Origin of the sequence: Pseudomonas sp. NFACC56-3 (assembly GCF_900100025.1) — a bacterium.
Lineage (GTDB): Bacteria > Pseudomonadota > Gammaproteobacteria > Pseudomonadales > Pseudomonadaceae > Aquipseudomonas > Aquipseudomonas fluorescens_AA.
Map to the genome: position 1 here is coordinate 43,828 of NZ_FMTK01000002.1, position 20,886 is coordinate 64,713.

General features: G+C 59.7%; 17 protein-coding genes and 1 pseudogene. 6 read left to right on the forward strand and 12 right to left on the reverse strand.

Features of this window, described 5'->3' with window-relative positions:
* The first annotated feature begins 179 nt into the window (after positions 1 to 179).
* Positions 180 to 2,984, forward strand: coding sequence for an ATP-binding protein (locus BLO80_RS03230; RefSeq protein WP_092326752.1), 2,805 nt, complete (start codon positions 180 to 182; stop codon positions 2,982 to 2,984).
* Here the strand turns inward: BLO80_RS03230 and BLO80_RS03235 are convergent.
* Together BLO80_RS03235 and BLO80_RS03240 are read right to left on the reverse strand one after the other, a co-directional pair.
* Positions 2,931 to 4,421, reverse strand: a complete 1,491-nt coding sequence (locus BLO80_RS03235) for an ATP-binding protein (RefSeq protein ID WP_092326753.1) — start codon at positions 4,419 to 4,421, stop codon at positions 2,931 to 2,933. The two genes, BLO80_RS03230 and BLO80_RS03235, sit on opposite strands and share 54 nt — an antisense overlap.
* Before the next feature lie 183 nt (positions 4,422 to 4,604).
* On the reverse strand, positions 4,605 to 5,555 hold the full coding sequence (locus BLO80_RS03240; protein ID WP_092326755.1) for a GlxA family transcriptional regulator: 951 nt from the start codon (positions 5,553 to 5,555) through the stop codon (positions 4,605 to 4,607).
* A 310-nt stretch (positions 5,556 to 5,865) separates the two neighbouring features.
* Between BLO80_RS03240 and BLO80_RS03245 the strand changes: the two genes are divergently transcribed.
* Complete coding sequence (locus tag BLO80_RS03245; protein WP_092197034.1) at positions 5,866 to 6,588, forward strand: pirin family protein; 723 nt, start codon at positions 5,866 to 5,868, stop codon at positions 6,586 to 6,588.
* Positions 6,589 to 6,792: 204 nt separating this feature from the next.
* On the opposite strand, the gene BLO80_RS03250 is transcribed toward BLO80_RS03245, so the two are convergent.
* Positions 6,793 to 7,668 carry a LysR family transcriptional regulator gene (locus BLO80_RS03250; RefSeq protein ID WP_092326757.1) on the reverse strand — a complete coding sequence of 292 codons (876 nt, stop codon included), beginning with the start codon at positions 7,666 to 7,668 and terminating at the stop codon, positions 6,793 to 6,795.
* 111 nt (positions 7,669 to 7,779) lie between these two features.
* Here BLO80_RS03250 and BLO80_RS03255 point away from each other — a divergent pair, with 111 nt between their 5' ends.
* Together BLO80_RS03255 and BLO80_RS03260 are read left to right on the forward strand one after the other, a co-directional pair.
* A complete protein-coding gene (locus tag BLO80_RS03255; protein WP_092326758.1) occupies positions 7,780 to 8,982 on the forward strand; it encodes a YbfB/YjiJ family MFS transporter in 1,203 nt (400 codons plus the stop codon).
* Between the two features lie 291 nt (positions 8,983 to 9,273).
* On the forward strand, positions 9,274 to 9,687 hold the full coding sequence (locus tag BLO80_RS03260; RefSeq protein WP_092326760.1) for a hypothetical protein: 414 nt from the start codon (positions 9,274 to 9,276) through the stop codon (positions 9,685 to 9,687).
* An 87-nt stretch (positions 9,688 to 9,774) separates the two neighbouring features.
* Here BLO80_RS03260 and BLO80_RS03265 read toward each other — a convergent pair whose 3' ends face one another.
* Positions 9,775 to 10,818: a GlxA family transcriptional regulator gene (locus BLO80_RS03265; protein WP_092326761.1), complete on the reverse strand. Its 1,044-nt coding sequence runs from the start codon at positions 10,816 to 10,818 to the stop codon at positions 9,775 to 9,777.
* A gap of 374 nt (positions 10,819 to 11,192) precedes the next feature.
* Here BLO80_RS03265 and BLO80_RS30550 point away from each other — a divergent pair.
* Positions 11,193 to 12,194: pseudogene (locus BLO80_RS30550) on the forward strand (cache domain-containing protein); the annotation flags it as partial.
* Positions 12,195 to 12,287: 93 nt separating this feature from the next.
* On the forward strand, positions 12,288 to 13,055 hold the full coding sequence (locus BLO80_RS30555) for a methyl-accepting chemotaxis protein (protein ID WP_371857799.1): 768 nt from the start codon (positions 12,288 to 12,290) through the stop codon (positions 13,053 to 13,055).
* A gap of 36 nt (positions 13,056 to 13,091) precedes the next feature.
* On the opposite strand, the gene BLO80_RS03275 is transcribed toward BLO80_RS30555, so the two are convergent.
* The 8 genes from BLO80_RS03275 to BLO80_RS03310 form a co-directional block, all read right to left on the reverse strand.
* A complete protein-coding gene (locus tag BLO80_RS03275; protein WP_092326764.1) occupies positions 13,092 to 13,874 on the reverse strand; it encodes a phosphate/phosphite/phosphonate ABC transporter substrate-binding protein in 783 nt (260 codons plus the stop codon).
* Positions 13,875 to 13,909: 35 nt separating this feature from the next.
* Positions 13,910 to 15,238, reverse strand: a complete 1,329-nt coding sequence (locus tag BLO80_RS03280; RefSeq protein WP_092326766.1) for an LLM class flavin-dependent oxidoreductase — start codon at positions 15,236 to 15,238, stop codon at positions 13,910 to 13,912.
* A gap of 36 nt (positions 15,239 to 15,274) precedes the next feature.
* A complete protein-coding gene (locus tag BLO80_RS03285; protein ID WP_092326767.1) occupies positions 15,275 to 16,180 on the reverse strand; it encodes an ABC transporter substrate-binding protein in 906 nt (301 codons plus the stop codon).
* A gap of 49 nt (positions 16,181 to 16,229) precedes the next feature.
* Positions 16,230 to 16,913, reverse strand: a complete 684-nt coding sequence (locus tag BLO80_RS03290; RefSeq protein WP_092326769.1) for an ABC transporter permease — start codon at positions 16,911 to 16,913, stop codon at positions 16,230 to 16,232.
* Positions 16,913 to 17,542: an ABC transporter permease gene (locus tag BLO80_RS03295; protein ID WP_092326770.1), complete on the reverse strand. Its 630-nt coding sequence runs from the start codon at positions 17,540 to 17,542 to the stop codon at positions 16,913 to 16,915. Before BLO80_RS03295 ends, BLO80_RS03290 begins: the two co-directional genes overlap by 1 nt.
* On the reverse strand, positions 17,539 to 18,570 hold the full coding sequence (locus BLO80_RS03300; protein WP_092326772.1) for an ABC transporter ATP-binding protein: 1,032 nt from the start codon (positions 18,568 to 18,570) through the stop codon (positions 17,539 to 17,541). Before BLO80_RS03300 ends, BLO80_RS03295 begins: the two co-directional genes overlap by 4 nt.
* A gap of 30 nt (positions 18,571 to 18,600) precedes the next feature.
* Entirely contained in the window at positions 18,601 to 19,545 is a 945-nt protein-coding gene (locus tag BLO80_RS03305; RefSeq protein WP_092326774.1) for a fatty acid desaturase, read from the reverse strand.
* A gap of 472 nt (positions 19,546 to 20,017) precedes the next feature.
* Complete coding sequence (locus BLO80_RS03310; protein ID WP_092326775.1) at positions 20,018 to 20,884, reverse strand: DMT family transporter; 867 nt, start codon at positions 20,882 to 20,884, stop codon at positions 20,018 to 20,020.
* Positions 20,885 to 20,886 lie beyond the last annotated feature (2 nt).

Consider the following 20,886-nt stretch of genomic DNA (forward strand, 5'->3'; position numbering starts at 1 on the left):
TTTTCGGGACTGAAGTGTTAAAAACCCGGATTAAGACTGCTTTTGTGGCGAGGGGATTTATCCCCTCGCCACAGGGAACTGTGCCTGGCAGGGAAGCCCGCGCCGTTGCGCTTGAAACCAAACCTGAGGAATATGCTCGGGTAAAGCCCAGGCATCGGGCCCAGAACATTGAGAGCACCATGAGCCAATACCTCAGCCTGCCCGTCGAACAGACGGTGCATTTCGGCCCTTACCGGGTCCATCCGCGCCGACGCCTGGTACTGGAGGGCGAGCAACCGTTGCGCCTGGGACGGCGGGCCGTGGAGATTCTGCTGGTGTTGCTCGAACACGCAGGCGAGGTGGTGAGCAAGCAGCAACTGATCGCCCGGGTCTGGCCCAGGAGCGTGGTGGAAGACACCAACCTGCGCGTACACGTCGCGGCACTGCGCAAGGCCCTCGGGGACGGCCAGGCCGGGCAGCGCTACATCGTCACCGTGGCGCAGCGCGGCTACAGCTTTGTCGCGCCGGTGTCATTCGGATCCCTCGACCCATTGGCGCGCATTCCTCATCCGTCCTTGGCGCGCAACCTGCCGCTGCAGCGCACACGCCTGATCGGACGCCAGGCCCTGGTGGAAAACCTGGTGACCCAGTTGCCCCGAAAGCGTTTCATTACCCTGGTAGGCACCGGCGGCATCGGCAAGACCACCGTCGCCCTGCGGGTCGCTGAACGGCTGATCGGCCATTACCGTGACGGCACCCATCTGCTGGACCTGGCATCGCTCAACGATGCGGCCATGATCGTCCCCAACCTGTGCGCATTGCTCGACTTGCCGCTGCAGGACGGTGATTCGCTGGACACCGTCGCCCGACAGCTCAAAGAGCGGCATCTGCTACTGGTGATCGACAATTGCGAGCACCTGATCGACGCCATCGCCCAGCTCAGCGAAACCTTGCTGCGCGGTGCCCCTCACCTGCACATCCTGGCCACCAGCCGCGAAGGCTTGCGTGCCGAAGGCGAATACGTGCAGCGCCTGGATGCCCTGGCATGCCCGCCCCGGGAAACGCCCATCGAGGGTTATCCCGCCCTGGAGTACCCGGCGCTGCAACTGTTTGCCGAACGTGCGATGGCCAGCCGTGACGACTTCGAACTGACCGACCGCGAGGTGCCGTTGATCGTCGACATCTGCCAGCGGCTGGACGGGATTCCCCTGGCTATCGAGCTGGCCGCCGGACAACTCGGCCGCTTCAGCCTCGAAGCACTGCACCGGCAATTGCAAGACAACGTCGCCCTGCTCCACAACGACACCGACGCCGCACCACGCCAGCAAACTCTGCACGCCACGCTGGACTGGAGCTTCGCGCTGCTCACGGCTTGCGAGCAGACTTGCCTGCGGCGGCTGGCGGTGTTCATGGGCAGTTTCAACCTGGCCTCGGCCGCGGCGGTGATCGTCGGCCAGCATGTCGCACCCGACCAGGTACTGGTGTCGGTCAGCCAGTTGGTCGCCAAGTCGTTGCTCAACGTCGAGATCGGCGATGAAGAGGTGCGCTATCGCCTGCTGGACACCACCCGCCGTTATGCCTTGGAAAAACTGGCCGAAGCCGGGGAACTGGCGGCCAGCCAGGAACGCCATGCCGAACGCTGCCTGGCGCTCATGGGGCAAGCGGAAAACGATTGGGAGAACACCCCTACCCGACTGTGGATCGCCCGCTACGCCGACTATCGCGACGACATCCGCGCGGCGCTCGATCGCGGCTTGGGCCCGCAGGGTTCACACGCCGTGGCGATCCGCCTGACCGCCCGCACCCTGCCCCTCTGGCAAGAGCTGTCGCTGCTCAAGGAGCACGGCCTCTACGTCAACAAGGCGCTGCAATTGTTGCGGGCCAACCCCACACCATGCCCACGCCTGACCCTGGCCCTGGAGCTGGCCCACGCCAGTTTCAACTACCACACCGAGGGTGGCACGCCGGCCACGGTCCGTGCCTTCGCCACCGCCCGACAACTGGCCCGGCAATGCCAGGACCTGGCCAGCGAGCTGCGGGCCGTGTCCGGGCAAATGACCGTGGACCTCAGCTGTGGCAACTACCAACAGGCCCTGGCACACAGCCTGGATTTCGACCGGCTCGGTTTGCAGGGCGACCCGATCCTGTCCTTGAGCACCCAACGCCTGCGGGTGCTGGCGCTGCATTTCACCGGCGACCAGGGCGCGGCGCGGCGTGAGGCCGAACAGGTGATCCAGCGCCTGGCCCAGAGCGGCCGCCTCAGCCGCTTCAGCCACGGCTTCGGCGTGCAATACGACCAGAGCGTGGCCGCGCTGACGATTCTGGCGCGCATCCTCTGGCTGCAAGGTTTTGCCGAGAAAGCCCAGCGTACCGCCAACCTGGCGCTGCAGATCGCCTTGCAGATCAATCATGGCACTTCGATCTGCTACACCTTGGCGCTGGCCGGTTGCGTGATCGCCCACTACGCCGGCGATCATCCGACTGCCCGGGAAAGGCTCGACCTGTTGAAGCAGCAGGCCAAGAAACATTCGGTGATGCTGTTCCATGACTGGGCCTGTCATTACGACAGCGTATTCAACGACCAGCCCCTGGAGACGAGCCCGACAAACGGACTGATCCAGGACATCGCCGTCACCCTGCGTCCTGACGTTGTCAGCCCGACGCAACTGGAACGCGCCCGCAGTGGCGCCGCGGGCTGGTGTTCGGCGGAGCTCCTGCGGGCCGGCGCCGAGACCTGGCTGGCGCGGAACGAGCCCTCCTTGGAAGGCCCCGCCGAAACGCAACTGCTGGCCGCCCTGGCCGTCGCCCGTCGTCATCATGCCCTGGCGTGGGAACTGCGCTGCGCCACGTCCCTGGCCCGCTTGTGGCAACGCCGCGGGCAAGTCCAAGCCGCGCAGGAACTGCTCGGGCCGGTCTACCGACGTTTCAGCGAGGGGTTCAACACTCCCGACCTATTGGAAGCCGGCGCGCTGCTCCAGGGGCTGACTCGCCGGTTGGGGCCTTGAATGGCGCGCGCCCCAAGCGCCTTGCAGCACATAACGCCGATGAAACACGGGCCACTGACCACTGCGCCGCAATTTGTCCAGGGCATAGGCGCGCGTGGTGTGCAGCAGTCGAAAACACCCTCCGTCGGCCAGCGGCTCGACCATCAGCAATGACACGCTCGCCAGGCGCAATAGCAACGAAGGCAATCGCCCGACACTCAGCTCAGCGCAACTGATCACTGCCTGCGCCGCCCTGAGCGTAAACGGCCCCTCGAACACCGCCAGGCGCTGAAACACGGTTTGTTCGTCAGCACTCAAACGCTCGACACTCGAATCCAGCACGGCCTCCAGGCTTCGATGCCGGGCCACCGCCGTACGCCGCCCGAGGCTCAAGAGTGACAAGCCGTAATCCAATTGTTCGAGGACCCCGGCCAGCCCCAAGGCGTCGACCTGGGCCGCCGCCAGTTCCAACGCCAGCGGCAAACCGTCCAGGCGCTGGCAGATCCGGGCCAGGATCAACCAGTCGCGGCCAACGGGCTGGAAACCCTGTTGCCGGGCGCCCACCCGTTCGATGAGCAACTGCACCGCCGGGCACGCCACGATCTGGTGCTCGGGTTCCAGGGGCGATGCCACGGCCAGGCCCGGCAGCGGCACGATTTTTTCGCCCGGCAGGGCCAGGGGCTCGCGACTGCTGCACAACAACGACACCCCGGGCGCCGTCGTAGCCAGTGCCTGGGCCAATTCCCGACAGGCATCGAGCACGTGCTCGCAACCGTCGAGCACCAGCAACATGCGGCGGGACTCAAGGCCCCGGCCCAAAGAACCGGGCGCCAGGCCCAGCGTGCCGGCCACCCGCGCCATCACCTGTGAAGAATCGCTGACGTCCGCCAGGTCAACGAACCAGGCCCCGTCGTCAAAGTGCTCAAGCAGCAGTTCCGCCACCCGCAACACCACGGTGGTCTTGCCGACTCCACCCGGGCCGCTCACGGTGGTCAGGGCTTGACGGGGCACTTGCGCCAGCAGCCGCCCTAGGACTCTGTCGCGGCCGATTACCGGGCTCAAGCGCGTGGGCAGATTGTGTCGCTCGGCCCTGGGACTCAAAGGCGACTCAACGCCTTCTTGCACCACCAGGGGCATCGCCAGGCAATAGCCTTGTCGCGGATGGTTGAGGATATAGCGGACACCATCCCGCCCGTCGCCGAAGGCCCGCCGCAGCGCCGCGATGTGCACCCGCAGGTTGATGGCTTCCACGACGCTGTCAGGCCAGACGTGGGCGATGAGGGTTTGCTTGCTGACGTAGTGGCCGGCGTGCTCCACCAGTACCTGCAGAACATCCAGGGCCCGGCCACCCAGCGCGAGGGGCTGGCCGTCACGGGTGACCAGCCGTTGCTGCCGGTAGAAGGCGAACGGACCGAAGCCCACCGCCGGCTCGCTATCAGGTTTGACGAAACTGTTCATGGGCGATCCAGCGCTGGATAACCGGGGCGGGCGTCAGCGGGCGGATCACCGAACACGTCTGCCCCGGGCTCCTGCGCATCCTTTCCAAGGGGTTCGCCGTAATCTTGGCAGGCGCAGATTTCAGGACAATGCTGGCACTGGGAGCGTCACGGACATCACGGTGCCCTGGACGGACACGACGCCTCAACTGAACTGCTGACGATATTGCACCGGGGTCAGGCCGAGCTTTTCACCGAACAAAAAGCGCATGTGCCGCACACTGCCGAAGCCGCTGCGAAACGCCACGGTCTTGAGCGGCAGGTCAGTGGTTTCCAGCAGCTGACGCGCCCGGTCGATGCGCGCGCCCTGCAGGAACTCCATGGGCGTCATCTTCACTTCACGGGCAAAGACCCGGGCGAAATGCCGCGCGCTCATGGAGGCCAGGGCGGCCATGCGCTCGATGGTGAAGGGTTCTTCCAGATGCTCCATCACATGATTCTGCACCCGGGTAATGGCCGATTCCTGCGTCGACACCGCCGCCACCGAGGGGCTGAACTGTGCCTGGCCGCCCTGGCGCTTCATCACCACCAACAACACCTTGGCCACGTCCAACGCGACTTTGCGGCCGTGATCCTGGGCCACGATGGACAAGGCCAGGTCGATCCCGGCGGTGACACCGCCCGAGGTGATCAGACGGCGGTCCTGCAGGAAGATCTTGTCGGTTTCCACCTGGGCCTTGGGGAAACGTTGTATCAGGCGTTCGGTGTAATGCCAGTGGGTAGTGACGCGATAACCGTCGAGCAAGCCCGCCTCACCGAGCACGAAGGCACCGGTGCAGATGGAGCCGTAGCGCGTAGCCCGTTGCGCCGCGGCCCGCAGCCAGGTGTGCAGCCCCGGATGCCGGTCGTTATAGGCCCCCGGCCCGCCCGGTACCAGCAACACGTCATACGCCGCCCATGCCTGGTCGATATGGATATCGGCCTGCACCGCCACGCCGTTGGACGCTCGCAACGGCCCGCGCTCAGTCCCCAGGGTCAACAGTTGATAACGCAGGTCCGCTTGGAGGTAACGATTGGCGATGGAAAACACTTCCAGAGGCCCGGCCATGTCGAGCAGCAAAAAATCCGGGAACAGCACCATTGCAACGGTTTTCATCAAGAAAGACGCCAAAAAATCCAGAAACTATGAATACCCCTGTGGGAGCGAGCTTGCTCACGATAGCGGTGTGTCAGTTACATCAATTCCAACTGATCCGACGCTATCGCGAGCAAGCTCGCTCCCACAGGGTTTCTCGTCAGCATTATGGCGAAGCCAGGCATCCGCCGGTAGGCATTCTCGATTGTCCACTAATAACGGACAGTCTTTCGTTTTCCGCCTGCTTATTGAACTTCGGCATAACCATTAACCTTCTTCTGAACCCGGCGAACGGCCCCAGCCGCCGCCCACAGACATCAGGAGAATCATCATGCTGACCCTTCGCAAAGCTTCGGACCGCGGCATTGCCCGCCACGGCTGGCTGACCTCGTTCCACACCTTCTCGTTCGCCAGCTACCGCAACCTCAACGAACAGGGCTTCTCCGACCTGCTGGTCATCAACGACGACCGGGTCGCCGCGGCCAAGGGCTTCGGCCAGCATCCCCACCGAGACATGGAGATCTTTTCCTACGTGCTTGAAGGGGCGCTGGAACACAAGGACACTCTGGGCACGGGCTCGGTCATTCGCCCCGGTGATGTGCAGTTGATGAGCGCCGGCAGCGGCGTGGCCCACAGCGAGTTCAACCACAGTGCGGACGAGCCGGTGCACTTCCTGCAAATCTGGATCGTGCCCAACGTCAGTGGCGCCACGCCACGCTATCAACAGGAGCACTTCAGCAGCGAGCAGAAACGCGGTCGCCTGCAATTGATCATCTCCCCGGACGGCGCCGGCGGCTCGCTCCAGGTGCGCCAGGATGCGCGGGTCTACGCCGGGCTGTTCGATGGCGAACAAAGCGCCACCCTGACCCTGGCCCCGGATCGCTATGCCTACGTGCATGTGGCCCGAGGCGCTGTCGAGCTCAATGGCGTGCAATTACAGGAAGGTGATGGTGTGCGGGTGCGCGAGGAGCAGGTCCTGACCTTGAGTCACGGCCAGGATGCCGAGGTGCTCGTGTTCGATCTGCGGCCGCAGGAACTGCCACAGATGCCATGAAACATCCTTTAGGCCCTGTAGGAGAAATTGTCACGGAGGCTATGAAACACCCATTGTGGGAGCGAGCTTGCTCGTGATGGCGGAGTGTCAGCCACATGAGGATCGGCTGACCTGACGCCATCGCGAGCAAGCTCGCTCCCACAGGGTCTACAGGGTGTTTCGTAATGGAGCCTCCACATTGAATGGATGGCCGCCCCCGACGCTTCACTCATTCTCCTGTGCAAACACCTCGACAATCTCATCGATCACCGCCCGCACCCGTGCGGTATGGCGCAGGTCCGCGTGGGTAACCAGCCAGACCTCGTAAGGCAGCGCACGTGTGCGCTCCGGCCAGATCCTCAGCAACCCGTCACGCGCGCCCATGTACAGCGGAATTTCTCCGACACCCAGGCCTGCGGCAATCGACCGGCGCACCAACAGGCTCGAACTCAGGCTGGCCACGATCCGTCCGCGATTGATCGGCTCCGAGACCAGGGTGAAATCCTTGCTGCCCTGCCAGTACGGCTGATAAACCACCAAGTCATGCCCCTCGAACTCGCTGCCGGGCGACGGTACGCCACGGGCTTCGACATAGGCTTGGGACGCAAACAATCCTACCGGCCAACGGGCGATTCGCCGAGCGATCAGGTCAGGGTTGTCGGGCCGGGTGTTGCGCACGGCGATGTCCGCTTCGCGCTTGACCAGGCTGAGGATCTGCGTGGACGCGTCCAGTTGCACGCGCACATCGGGATGGCGCTCATGCAGGCTGGCAATGGCCGGAATCAAGAAGTCGATGGCCAATGAGTCGGTGGTGGCGACCCGGACATTGCCGAGCAGGCGATCATCCAGGCCCTGAATCCGGCGCTCCAACTCAAGCGCCGAATGCTCCATCTTCTCCACCGCCTTGAGCGCCGCCTCGCCGACGGCCGTCAGTGCGTAACCGTCTGAAGTACGCAGGAACAATGCGGCATCCAAAGACTTCTCCAACGCCGTAACGCGCCGCCCCACAGTCGCCTGATCCACCCCCAATACCCGCGCGGCACCGCGCAAGGTCGACGCTCGGCAAACGGCCAGAAACACCCGCGCATCATCCCAATTCACTCGACCTCCTCCGATGCACATATGCATCACTCTGACGCTAAATCGCTGCGCAAACGCAGCGACGATAGCCGATATGCTGGAGGCTATAAACCTTTCACAGGAAACGCCGTCATGCCCTCCTCATCCGCTACGCTCGAATCACCTCCCACAAGCATCTGGCTGCCCATTTTCGCCGGCCTCTGCGCCAGCCTCGTCAGCATCGGCCTGGCGCGCTTCGCCTATACGCCACTGATTCCGGCATTGATCGAGGCCCGTTGGTTTTCCGCCAACGACGTGGTCTACCTGGGAGCGGCGAACCTGGTCGGTTACCTGATCGGCGCCCTGCTCGGCCGTCCCATGGCCCACCGACTGACCAACCGGAACGCGTTGCGGCTGATGATGATCGTCGTGACCGGCGCATTTTTCGCCTGTGCCTTCCCGGTGTCGGTGACCTGGTATTTCGCCTGGCGACTACTGTCGGGGATCGCCGGCGGCGCGATCATGGTACTGGTGGCGGCGACTGTATTGCCCCATGTACCGGCGGCACGCAAAGGCTTGGCCAGTGGCGCGATTTTCCTTGGCATCGGCCTTGGCATCGCCGGTTCAGGCACGATTGTGCCGCCGCTGTTGAGCCTGGGCCTGCCGGCCACCTGGCTGGGGCTTGGCGCCCTGTCGCTGGCATTGACCGGGTTGAGCTGGTTTGGCTGGCCCCGGGACACGGTGCAGGTAACAGCCAGCGCTGCGCCCGACGAGCCCATGCCCCCTGCGGTTTTCCAATTGTTCGCCCAGTATGCGTTCATGGCCGCGGGGCTCGTGCCTGCGATGGTCTTTTTGGTCGACTACGTGGCGCGTGGCCTCGGGGCCGGCGCACATGTCGGCGCAATGGTCTGGGTAATGTATGGCCTTGGGGCGATCATCGGACCGGTGAGCTATGGTTTTCTCGCCGATCACCTCGGCGCGCGCAAGAGCATCCGCCTGGTCCTGGCCGTGCAAGCGATTGCTCTCGGCTTGCTGGCGGTTTCACACACCTTCATGGCACTGGCGCTGTTAGCCGTGATCATCGGTTCGTTTCCGCCGGGCATCGTGCCCTTGGCCCTGGCCCGAGTGCATGAACTGGTCCCTGACCCTCATCGTCAACAACTGGCCTGGAGCCGGGCCACTGTTTCGTTCGCCACCTTCCAGGCGCTGGCCGGGTTTGCCTACTCGGCCCTGTTCAATGCCAGTGGCGGGCACCACGGATTGCTTTTCCTGATCTCCGCCGGGGCGATTCTTTTTGCATTGATGCTCGATTTCCCTTTCGGCGCAGAAAAAAGCTCGAAAATCCTGAAACCGTGATTATCGATGCAGCTCAGACGAAAAACTTCTAAAAAAAGTCAGGCGATTGGACGAATACAGGCTTTGCTCTAATGGAGCTACGGTGCGTCTCGGGCAGAGCCTACTACCCCGCTGAAATGCGCTTGTCTATTGCCACGAGCTAGAGGGGCCTATAAAGTTCCCGAAATATTTTGTTTCTGACCGGCGGTCATCGAGGCCGTCCGAAGTTAATTGACCCCATCCATGAAACTCCGGCAAAATTGATCTCAATTTGCCACTAATCCCTTGACTTGCTTATTCACGGAAGAAAGCATGAAAACCGTTACGTTCCTCGCTTTAATCTCGATTACGTGTAGTGCAGCCGCGGATGTCCAGAACATCAAGTACCTTTACGATGATTCGGATGCCGTGTACTCCATCGTGTCGTATACCGACACCGGCTCAGCCATCCAGGCCATCGTACAGAGATCGGGGGCTTACTTCACCAACTACACAAAACTCGAACTCGACTGCGCCAGCCGCAATGTACGGTACATGGGGATGTACAACAGCCTCGCAGTGCTGGAAAAAGCCCAGTTCGACCAGATGCAAGGGCGAATCGTCGACGGCTCGATAGCCGACGAAGTAGGCAAAGTGCTCTGCAAGGACACGACTTTGACCGCCTCGAAAGCCGCTTCACAAACCGAAGAGCTGCCCACCGAAACAAAAACCGGCAATAACAGCTGATTTGTGTCCGTGACGCGGGAGCTTGCTCCCGCTGAGCTGCGCAGCCCTCCCCGCCCCAAAAACTCTCTTCCCGATCCGGTAGCGTCTTTAGCGCAAGGCTTGCTTGCGCTCCGATTTCGAACGGTAACTGCCAGGCGGCACGCCAAAGAAATCCCGGAAACGACGCTGGAAGTGCGGGGAGCTGACGAAGCCTGTCGCCACGGCGATTTCGGTCACGGACCGATTGGTTTGCTGGATGAGCTGGCGAGCCCGCGTCAGGCGCAGCTCCAGGTAATAGCGCGTCGGGGTCGCGCCGAGAAAACTGCAGAACCGTCGTTCCAACTGGCGCTTGGAAATCTTCACGCACGCCGCCAGCTCATCGATGGTCAAGGGCTCCTCTACGTTCTGCCACATCAGCTCCAACGCCAACTTGAGACTTTCCGGCAGCGTCGGGTCGGTCTCGACGAAAACCGGCGGCAAGTCCGTCACATCGTCGCCGGACTCATCACAACGCAGAATTTCCTCGATGGCCCCCACCAGCGCCGCTCCGCCCGTCTGGCGAATCAATTGGAGCATCATGCGCAGCGAACTGTTGGCGCCCGCGCAACTGACCCGCTCCCGATCCACCACATAGGCCCGGCTGGACACCTTCACATGGGGAAACACCTCCACCATCATGGCGCGGCTCTCCGGGTGGACAGCACATTCGAAACCATCCAACAGATTGGCATCGGCAACGAAAAAAACACCGTTCCACAAGCCACCCAGGATCGCCCCGGACGCCGCATTGGCGCGCAGCTTGCGGCGCAGCAAGGGATGGCCTTGCAACTTCACGCGAAAGCCCCCGGCGACAATCAGCACGTCCTGGTTTTCCGACATCTGCGCCAGTTCGACATCCGTCGAGATGACAATGCCCAGGTCGCTCGTCACCTGCCCACCTGAAACCCCCACCGTCAGCACCTCGTAGAGGGGCATGTCGCTCATCAGGTTGGCGGTCACCAGCGCGTCCACCGCACCGGTGAAAGACATCATCGAGAAGTTGTCCATCAATACGAACGCGACACGGATCGGTGCCTGGCTGGCGGGCGCCGCGCCGAGCGGTCGATAAGCCATGTTCTTGTTTTTGAGTACGCTCTCGAATGCGCTTGGCATAGGGCCTCGTTAATACCTTAAAGACAATGAGGATTTACTGCACGTGAGTGCCCGAGCCGCAGGGCGAAAACACAGAGCAAACCACGCTATCTTCCAGGCTAGTCAAGTCAGCTGCAATCGCGCCTACGCCCTCCACCGATCGTCCCGCGCCAAAAATGGCAAGCCTCAAGTGCCTACGACTTTGGTCGATACACTGGCAGTAGGTATAGGCGCTTTTCCCTTCCAGAGACTCGCAACGCCAATCACTGCTGTTTCTGCCGTTCCAACACTTAAAATATTCCGCGGGAGAAGTCATGAATATCAAACAGAAGCTGACATGGGCGTTCGCGACCATCGCCTGCCTCCCGGTTATCCTGGTGGCGGTGCTTGTCGTAATGAACCTGCGCGACGCCGCAAAGGCCAACTTCCTGGATAGCAGCGGCCGTGAAATCCGCCAGATCGACAACGGCATGAAGCAGTTCTTCGATGGCATCAGCCAGAACGTCGAATACATCGCCAAGGATCCACGGATCATCGCCGCCAAAGGGTTGAAAAACTACTCCCTGGCCGATGCGGCACAAACACCGCTCCCCGAGATCAACCAACAGCTTCTGGAAATATTCGACCGATTCGCCAAGAGCCATCCGACCACCGCCTATCTGTCCGTGGGAACGAGCGACGGTGGCTACGCCAGTTGGCCTGACGACCCGAAGATGACCAACTATGACCCGCGCGTGCGCCCCTGGTACAAGGCGGCCATCGCCGCGCCGGGTACTACCGTGCGCACGGACGCCTATTACTGGGCGCCGGACGATGTGTCGCTGATCGGCACCGTACACACCGTCGCCGACGCCAGCGGCAACGTCGTGGGCGTGGTCGGCCTGGACGTGTCGCTCAAGCAGCTCACCGAACTGGTCAAGAACATCAAGCTGGGCGACAGCGGCTACCTGATGCTGGTGGAAGCCAACGGCAACGTCTTGGTGGACGCCGCCGATGCCAAGCACAACTTCAAGCCGCTGGCCGACCTTGGCCCCAACTATGCCGAGCTGGCCAAAAGCAGCGATGGCGTGACTCAGATCGAGATCGACGGCGTGCCCTACATGGCCAATGTGGTCAGCTCCAAAGGGTTGGGCTGGCGTTTCATCGGCCTGATCAAGCGCGATGAAGTGATGGCCGAGGCCGCGAGCCTGACTTGGCTGATCGCTGCCATCGCCGCCGCGCTGGCCGTGGTCTTCGCCGTGGTGGGCGCCAGTTTCGCCAGCGTGATCGTGCGGCCGATTCGCGGCGTTGCCAATGGCCTGCAGGAAATCGCCGAAGGTGAAGGCGACCTCACCCGCAAACTCATCGTGCAAGGCAAGGACGAAACGGCCACCCTGGCGGGCTGGTTCAACCAGTTCCTGGGCATGATCGCGCAACTGATGCAACGCATCGGCAGCGCCTCTTCCGACTTGCAAACCGCTGCGGCCGATACCAGCCACGTGGCCCAGAACATGAACGATGCCGCCGGGCGCCAGCGCCAGGCCGTGGAATTGGTGAGCACCGCGTTCAACGAAATGGTTGCCACCGCCAACGAAGTGGCCCGTTCTTGCAGCCAGGCCGCCTCCAGTGCGGACGAAGGCTACCGCGATGTGCACGACGGCCAGCATCACATCGGCGAAGCCACCGGCAGCGTGCTGAAACTGAGCGAAGACCTGCAAAAATCGACCCAGACCATGCAGGCGTTGGAGCAGGACAGCAAGAACATCAACACCATCCTCGACACCATTCGCTCGATTGCCGAACAGACCAACCTGTTGGCCCTCAACGCCGCGATCGAAGCCGCACGGGCTGGCGATCAAGGTCGTGGGTTCGCCGTGGTGGCCGACGAGGTGCGGGCCCTGGCACGGCGCACCGCCGATTCCACCGGCGAGATCGACAGCCTGCTGGGCAACCTCGCCCGGCGCACCCAGGAAGTCACCCAGCAGATGCAAAGCAGCCTGCAGGTGTCGCACACCAGCGTCGAGCGCATTCAACAGGCCCGTGACAGCTTCGACAAGATCCGCAATTCGGTGGACTCGATTCGCGACCAGAACACCCAGATCGCCACAGCGGCAGAGGAGCAGCACCAGGTGGCCGAAGACATCAACCGGCACATCGCGCAGATTCATGCCGATGCCCAGTTGGTCGAGGAGTTCGCTCACTCGGCACAGACCGGCTCGGGGCGTTTGACGGATATTTCCGGGCAGCTCAAGGGCTTGGTTGGGCGCTTCAGGTTCTAGCGTGTTCGAGATGGCGAGCCAGGGACGGCTCGCCGCTCAGGATGATACGAACGAAAAGCCGCGATTGGCCGCACTGCGCTCATACTCCAAAAGACACTCATAGTCAGCCTCACTGGCTGGCAGGACTTCCCTGATCGCCAGGTCACGGGAAATCTCGGGAAGCTGACTCAAGGCTTCGTTCATTGCGCGCCGGATAGACTCTGCCTGCGTCGCCGTTCGACGAATCGACGTTATATAAGGCAGGCAGGGACTGCGCACACTTCGCACCAGGACCCTGAGGCCGTCGATCTCCTCACTGTGGTCTCTCGCCAGATAGTCGTAGGTGACACTGTCGATGGAAGCCAAATCGCCCTCGCCCTTTTTCAGTCTTCGCATGCTCTCCCTGTGGGATCCGGTGAAGGTGAGTTTCGAGAAAAAACCACGGTCGCTGATCCCCGCCAACGTGTGGCGCAATAAATTCATCCCAGAGTTGGAATCCCGGGCGTTGATCAGCCCATGGCTGCCCTGCAAATCCGCCAGATCAGTCACGGGCGAATCAGCTCTACACAGCAGCAAACTGCAATGGTCACCCCCCGAGCTATGGGCAAGCTCATAGCTCGGACGCCCTATCAGCCTCACCTTCCCCCGCAGTGACGTGACGAATGGATAACCGCAGGTCTGGGATAACAACAGATCAGGGGAAAGCCAATGGGACACGGGATCGACGATCGGCTTTCGCTCATGGCGCTCACCCAGAATCTCCAGGGTGCGCTGGAGCCAGGCGTCCTGTGCCTGTAAAACCCTGGCGGGGGCGAGGTACATGGATAGATCGCTGGTCATATGAAAACCATCCAGAGGATTGTGAGTGACGCTGATCACAGCAGAAAGCGGTTGGCAGGCATCTTCAAACCCAAGCGATCCCTCAGGGTCCCGGGTTCATATTCCTTGCGGAAAACCCCTCTGGCTTGCAGCAAAGGCACCACGCCACGGGTGAATGCTTCGAAGTCAGTGGGCAAAAACGGAAACATGAGATTGTAGCCATCGACGGCATTCGACTCGTACAACGCTGAAAGTTTATCGGCAATATGCTCCGCCGTTCCGATCAGCAGCCAGGTACTGGCGCTCTTGACCAGCCGACGCCCTATTTCACGGATGGACAAGGTCGTGTCGTACTTCTTGAGCAGGGCCAGCTCGGTTCGAATGCCATCGAACTCAGACTCATCCGGCAATGCAGGTAGCGGGCTGTCCGGCGACAGCCCCGTCAGATCAAGACGGGTGTAGCTGGAGACCAGATCAATCGCCACGGCATCGATAATGAGGCTGTCTTCCAGTTGCCGACGTCGCGCCTCCTCGGTCTCATCCTCCAGAACCACCGGAAGCACCCCGGTAATGATTTTCAGATCACTGGAATGCCGGCCCTTCAACTCGAGACGGCGATTCAAATCGGCCCTGTACGCCAGTCCCTCTTCGACCGAATCGATGAAACAGAAATGCACGTCCGCATGGGCGGCGGCCAGATCCTTGCCCGCTTCAGAAGACCCCGCCTGGGCAAGGACCGGATGTCCTTGCGGTGGACGCGGCACGTTAAGCGGCCCTCGCACGTTGAAATGTGCGCCTTTGTGATGGATCGGGTGAATTTTAGACGGGTCGGCAAAATCGCCGCTGTCCTTGTCAAACTCAAGCGCCCCCTCCTCCCAGGAGTCCCAAAGTTGCTTGACGACATGAATGAACTCCTCGGCCCGCCGATAACGATCGCCGTGTTTCGTCACGCCTGACAATCCGAAATTCGAAGCCTCCTCTTCCAACCAGGAGGTCACGATATTCCAGCTGGCTCGTCCTGCGCTGAGGTAGTCCAGCGAAGCAAAATATCGCGCAATGTTGAAGGGCTCGTTATAGGACGTTGAAGCGGTGCCCATCAGCCCGATGTGTTCGGTGACAGCCGCCAATGCGGACAAGAGCGTAATCGGTTCGAGGCGGGCGTTGGCATAGTGCCTCAACCCACTGGCGACGGAGTCCCAGACCGCGACGTGATCCGCGACAAACACCGCATCGAACTTCGCCGCCTCGGCCGCCTGCACCAGTTTTACGTAGTAACCCAGCGTCAATATTTCCTTGGTCGGCGACAGCGGGTGGCGCCAGGAAAAACGATGATCCCCTTGGGGATTAAAAAAGAACAAATTCAAAATCATGCTTTTATTGGACATAACACCTCCGCGACCTTACCCACATCGCATTCATGTTCAGTTGGCCGCCTTGACGGTATTTTCAGCGACCCACTGCGCCGCGACTTTTGCGGGGTCCTTGTGATCGATATCAACCAGGCGATTGAGTTGCTTGAGGTCGTCATCGGTCAGTTTGGCAGAGACCTCGTTGAGCACCTGGGTGACTGCTGGGGTTAGCAACGCCTTGCGTCCCAGTGGCGTAATGTTTTGCAGGGGCTGTTGGTGCTTGTCATCCTCAAGCACAACCCAAGGTTCTTTTGCCAGGATGCCTTGCGTGGAAACCACCGTGGCGACGTCGATAGCACCTGAGTTCAGCGCCAGCCGCGACAAGGGCCCGCCCATGTCCAGCGATTTGACGCTCTTGAAGTTGATGCCGTAGACCGCCTTCAACCCGGGCAGGCCTAAGGCGGCAGTGGTGACTTCGGGAGGCCCACCCAGCGTGAGTTCACCTGAGACGCGCGCCAGGTCGGACAAGGTGTGCAGGTTGTACTTTTCTGCGGTTTTCCGGGTGACGGCCCAAGCGGTAATAGAGCCCGCGGCCGAAGGCTCAAGCAACTGGAGGCCCGCCGGCAACTTCTGTTGCAAGGCGCTGACGATCTCCTTTTGGCTGGTCAGGGCGCTCTTGTCGTCATAAAAACTCAACAGTGATCCTATGTACTCGGGTACAACGTCGATATCCCCGTTTTCCAGCGCCTTGGCGATGATCTGGCGGTTCCCGAGATTGAGCCGGGTCTTGACGTCAATCCCTTCATTCTTCAAAGCTGACGCATAGATATTCGCGAGAATCGTCTGCTCGGAAAAATTGGCCCCGCCTATGGTGATGGACTGGGCACTGGCAAATGCGCTGCCCACCAGCAAGCCTAACCCCAGCAACAATGAAACCGAGTGCGCTGAACGAGTCTTCGAACGTTGTTTGTTTTTCATTTGGATTTGCACCTCTGCAGAATTAATACGCACTTTTAAATGCCCATGCTCATGGAGCGCTCAGTTCAACATTCCCCACTCGCCATTTTCGAACCATGAGTGTTTCGATCATTGAACAAACCCACTCGCTGACAATCGCAAGTGCCGACACCACCAGTGCGCCGCCAATGATTTGAGGGGTGTCATTTCGACCCAGCCCATCAATGAGAAACCTGCCCAGCCCGCCGAACCCTGCATAGGCGGCGATGGTGGCCGTGGCAATAAGTTGCACCAGGGCTGATCGGAATCCAGAAAAGATCAACGGAAAAGCCAACGGTAATTCCAGCTGGATAAACATCTGCCATCTGCGCATCCCCATCGATTTGGCAGCATGTTTCAGAGACGAATCCACCTGATCGATGCCAACATAGGTATTGGTCAATATCGGCGGGATGCTCATGGTGACCAAGGCGATAATCACCGTGCTGGTTTCATAGCCAATGACCATGATTGCGAGTATCACAATACCCAGGGAAGGCAATGCTCGCCCAATATTGAACAGCCCGATCGCCACCTGTGCGCCTTTGCGGTAGTTAGCCATGAGTACGCCGAGCGGCAACGCTATTGCACAAGCAATAGCCAGGCTCAAAGACACATAATAAATATGCTCCGCCAGTCGAGTCAGTATCCCGTCTTCGCCCAACCAGTTTTCAGGAAGAGAAAACCAGAGATAGACATCTGCGATGTTATTCATTAGCGCACCCAAGGGACCAGCCATTTATTGATTGAATAAAACAGAAAATCAAAACATAACGCCAACATCACCGTCAGGACCAAACTGACCGCCACAGGCGTAGTGAAACTTTGAGCCAACCCGGTAATGAACAACTGCCCCAATCCACCTTGACCAATTAACGCAGTAACCGTCACCAGCCCGACCAATGTCACAGCGGTCGTTCGCAGCCCTGCCAATAACGAAGGCAGCGCCAGGGGAAGTTCAACTCCCAGGAATCTCTGCATGCGCGTGTACCCTAGCGCACGGGCTTCTTCCAGCACGTCCGGGGGGTTACTCGCAAGGCCCGCCAAAGTGTTCTGTAACACGATAAGCAAGGCATACAGGCTCAAACCGATCACCGCCGTCGTCTTGGACAAACCGGTAAAGGGCATTATCAAAATGAACAGTGCCAGGGACGGAATGGTAAAAAGTATTCCGCTGACGTAAATCATGGGCTGCGCCAACCCTGGCTTCCACAACGTCAAAAGCACCATTGCGCCCGCCAACAACATGCCTATACACAGCCCCAAGGTCACCAGCTGAATATGATCAAATAACAGCTGGCCAATCTGCTGCCAGTTTTCAACGATCCAGGACCAGTCAATCATTGTGCACTTCCAAAGCGGCGCTCATTGAGTGCGCTGTGAAAGCTGGTAATCGACAGGCAACCTTCGTAACCGCCCGCCTCGTCCACTCGAACAACCACACCGAACGGAGCCGTTAGCATTTTAACCAGTGCGTGATGCAACGAGTCATTATTCGACACCGTGGTAAGTTCAGGAACAGGCAAGTCCGATTCACTGACCCACTTCAGCGGATTGGACTTATCGTCCAGCAGAAGTTTGAATTCGCAATTGACTTCATCCACAGGAAGATCAGAAACCTTCATCAGCGACAGTCTTTTCAACAGCGGATCCTTGCCGATGAAGTTCTTCACAAACTCGCTGGCAGGATGGGCAAGGATATTGTGAGGTGTATCGAACTGAGCCAGCTTTCCTTCGCCCTCGAAGATGGCAATCCGATCACCAATCTTGATGGCCTCTTCCATGTCATGGGTCACCAGGATGATGGTTTTATGCAAACGCCTCTGCAGCGCAACCAGTTCGTCCTGCAGTCGCTCGCGGATCACCGGATCAAGCGCGGCAAAGGGTTCGTCCATCAATACGACCGGTGGGTCCGAGGCCAATGCCCTCGCCAAGGCAACACGACTTTGCTGCCCGCCCGACAGTTGATTAGGGTACCTGTCCAGAAATTCCGGCTGAAGTCCGACCAGGGAAATGAGTTCGCTCACCCGCTGGCCGATTTTGTGCTTGCTCCAACCCAAGAGCCGCGGAACAGCGCCAATATTTTCCGCGACGGTTTGATGAGGAAATAAGGCTGAGCTTTGCATCATGAAACCGATGCCACGGCGAAGCGTCACGACGTCAAGCTCATCGGTCGCCACCCCATTGACACAGATGCGACCACTGTCCTGGGTGTCCAATCTATTGATCATTCGCAAAATGGTCGTTTTGCCACACCCACTTGGCCCGACAAATACGCAGATTTCCCCCTCTCGGACATGAAGCGTTAAATCGCTCACGGCCATTCGCGGGCTGCCTTTATGAGTTTTCTTGATGGCTTCAAAACGTATCATTTTCCGACGCCCAGATTAGCTTGAGTATTTTCAGTGCCTGGCAGGATGGCGAGGACAATCCACGGGATTGATCAGATGTCTCTGCAATAACTGGAAGTAGCCATGAATGACATAGCCATTGTTTCGCGCGATCCATTGTTCACGCCTGGCTCTGTACACTTGGGGCAAGTAAAACCAGGGCAAACCGGGAAGATCGTGATGAACCAAGTGAAGATTGAGGTTAAGAAAGAGCCAACTCAAAAGCCCTGAAGATTCATTGATCACCGTGCGGTGTTCTGGCAGCGTTGACGGCCGATGTTCGTAAAACGACCTGATCATTGAAATGGACAAGGCCGGCAGCGAAACTAAAAATACGTACTGCACAGCGCTGATGGCGCTGTATTGTTCAACCAATCCCAGCAACACCCCAACGCTCAAGAGATGAATGAGCCACATCCGCCAACTGCTTCGTTCTGAATGCAACAACCCACCGAACGTGGTACTTGCAAGGGTCATCAATGCCAACGGCGCGCCGATGATCAAGCGCCCGCCCAAGGTCTTATTCACCCACAACAAGGTCTTCATATAACGGGGTGATTGCACCCAGGAACGGCTGGTGACATAACGACTTTCCGGATCTTGTCCGGGCACAGTCAGCACTTCATCGTTGTGATGGGCGAGATGCGTGTCCCGGTAGATGTCGTAGGGATACCACACGGCAAACGGCAGAAACCCCAGGGCTTTATTTATGGCAGGCCAACGCGTTGGGTGACCGTGAATAAGCTCATGTTGAATCGACATCCAGAGCACGACCAGTGGAACCAACAGGACAATGCTGATGAGTTGGCCAAGTGCCTGCCCATGAAAAACGATAAGAGCCCAAGCCAGATAAAAGCCGACCAGTAAAAGCCAGGTGGGCCACTCGGTCTGGCTGGTCAAGGTCCTGCTGAGCTTAACGATTTCGGCTCGATGAGCTTCATCCAAATAATTGGGCATGGTGGTAAGTCGCGATAGGCTGCGCTGAACAGACGCCCACTCACTCACACTTCAAGCACCACCCGGGACCGGGTATTACCTGGAGATGACTGACTGACGTTACGGTATGGAAACGCCGACAGCGGTGCGTCACATGGCGTAGAGCAGAAATGCCAAGCCTTCGCTGATTGCACTGCAGGCCTCACTGTTGGCCTGACAGGGGAGAGGTTTGCCGGTCACGAATGGAACGGCAATGGCGGCACAAGAACTAACGCGTAGAGTGCCGGACTGAGAAATCACTGCATGGGCTCCGTCATGCGACAGAGCCTCAAGGCTGATTTGGAAGATTCGGGCGCCGGACATAGTCGTACCATAGAATAGGATTGAACATATCCGGCGGTCCGGTAGCGTCAACTTAACATGCCAACTAATTCGATCAAGGAATATATTCTATTATGCTTATTCCCAAATCGAATAAAATTAAACAGATTCCCTACCCTTTCGCCTTGATCGCATACAGCCCACCGGCAATCACCATGCACGCCCCCACGACAGTCCATGGGTCAGGCAGTTCGCCGAATACGAGCAGGCCGATGAATGTGGCGAACACCAACAGCGTGTAGTTGAACGGTTGAAGCGTACCTGCCGTTGCGTACTTGAGCGCCTGGAGGAGTAGCAACTGCGCCACCATGCCGATCGTCGACAGCACGGCGATCAGGCCCCACTGTGTCGGGTTCGGCGAAACCCACCCTGGCAAGCCAGAGAACGTGATGGCCAGGGCGCCGAAAAAGCCCATGTAGAGCATGTTCGTGGCGAATGAATCATCCCGGCTGATCCGACGTGTCAGCACACTGAAGACCGCGAATCCCAGGGCAGACAACAGCGGAATCAGCGCCGCCAACTCGAAGACGCCGGTTCCCGGACGGAGGATCACCAGCGTCCCCAAGAACCCTATGGCCGCAGCGATCCAGCGGCGGACGCCGATGAACTCACCCAGGAACGCACCTGCCAAGGCCAGGGTCATCAGCGGAAACACCGCATACAGGGCGTGCATCTCAGCCATGCCAAGGTAACGCAGCCCCAATCCGAACAACGCGCTTTCCCCCACCCCCAGCAAGGCACGAATGACCTGCAGGACAGGATGATGGCTTCGACACGCCGCTCCCAGGTGACCGCGATAAAGGCCATAGCCGACAGCGAAGGCCAGGAATACCCAGTAACGCACCATGACGAGCTGGGCGACGGGAAGGTCCTTGACCAACACTTTGGTGATCCCGTCCTGGCTTGCAAAGAGCAACATGGAAAGCAGGCACAAGAGGATTCCAAGGTGAGGCCGTGGGGCATCACCCACGGCGTGCATCG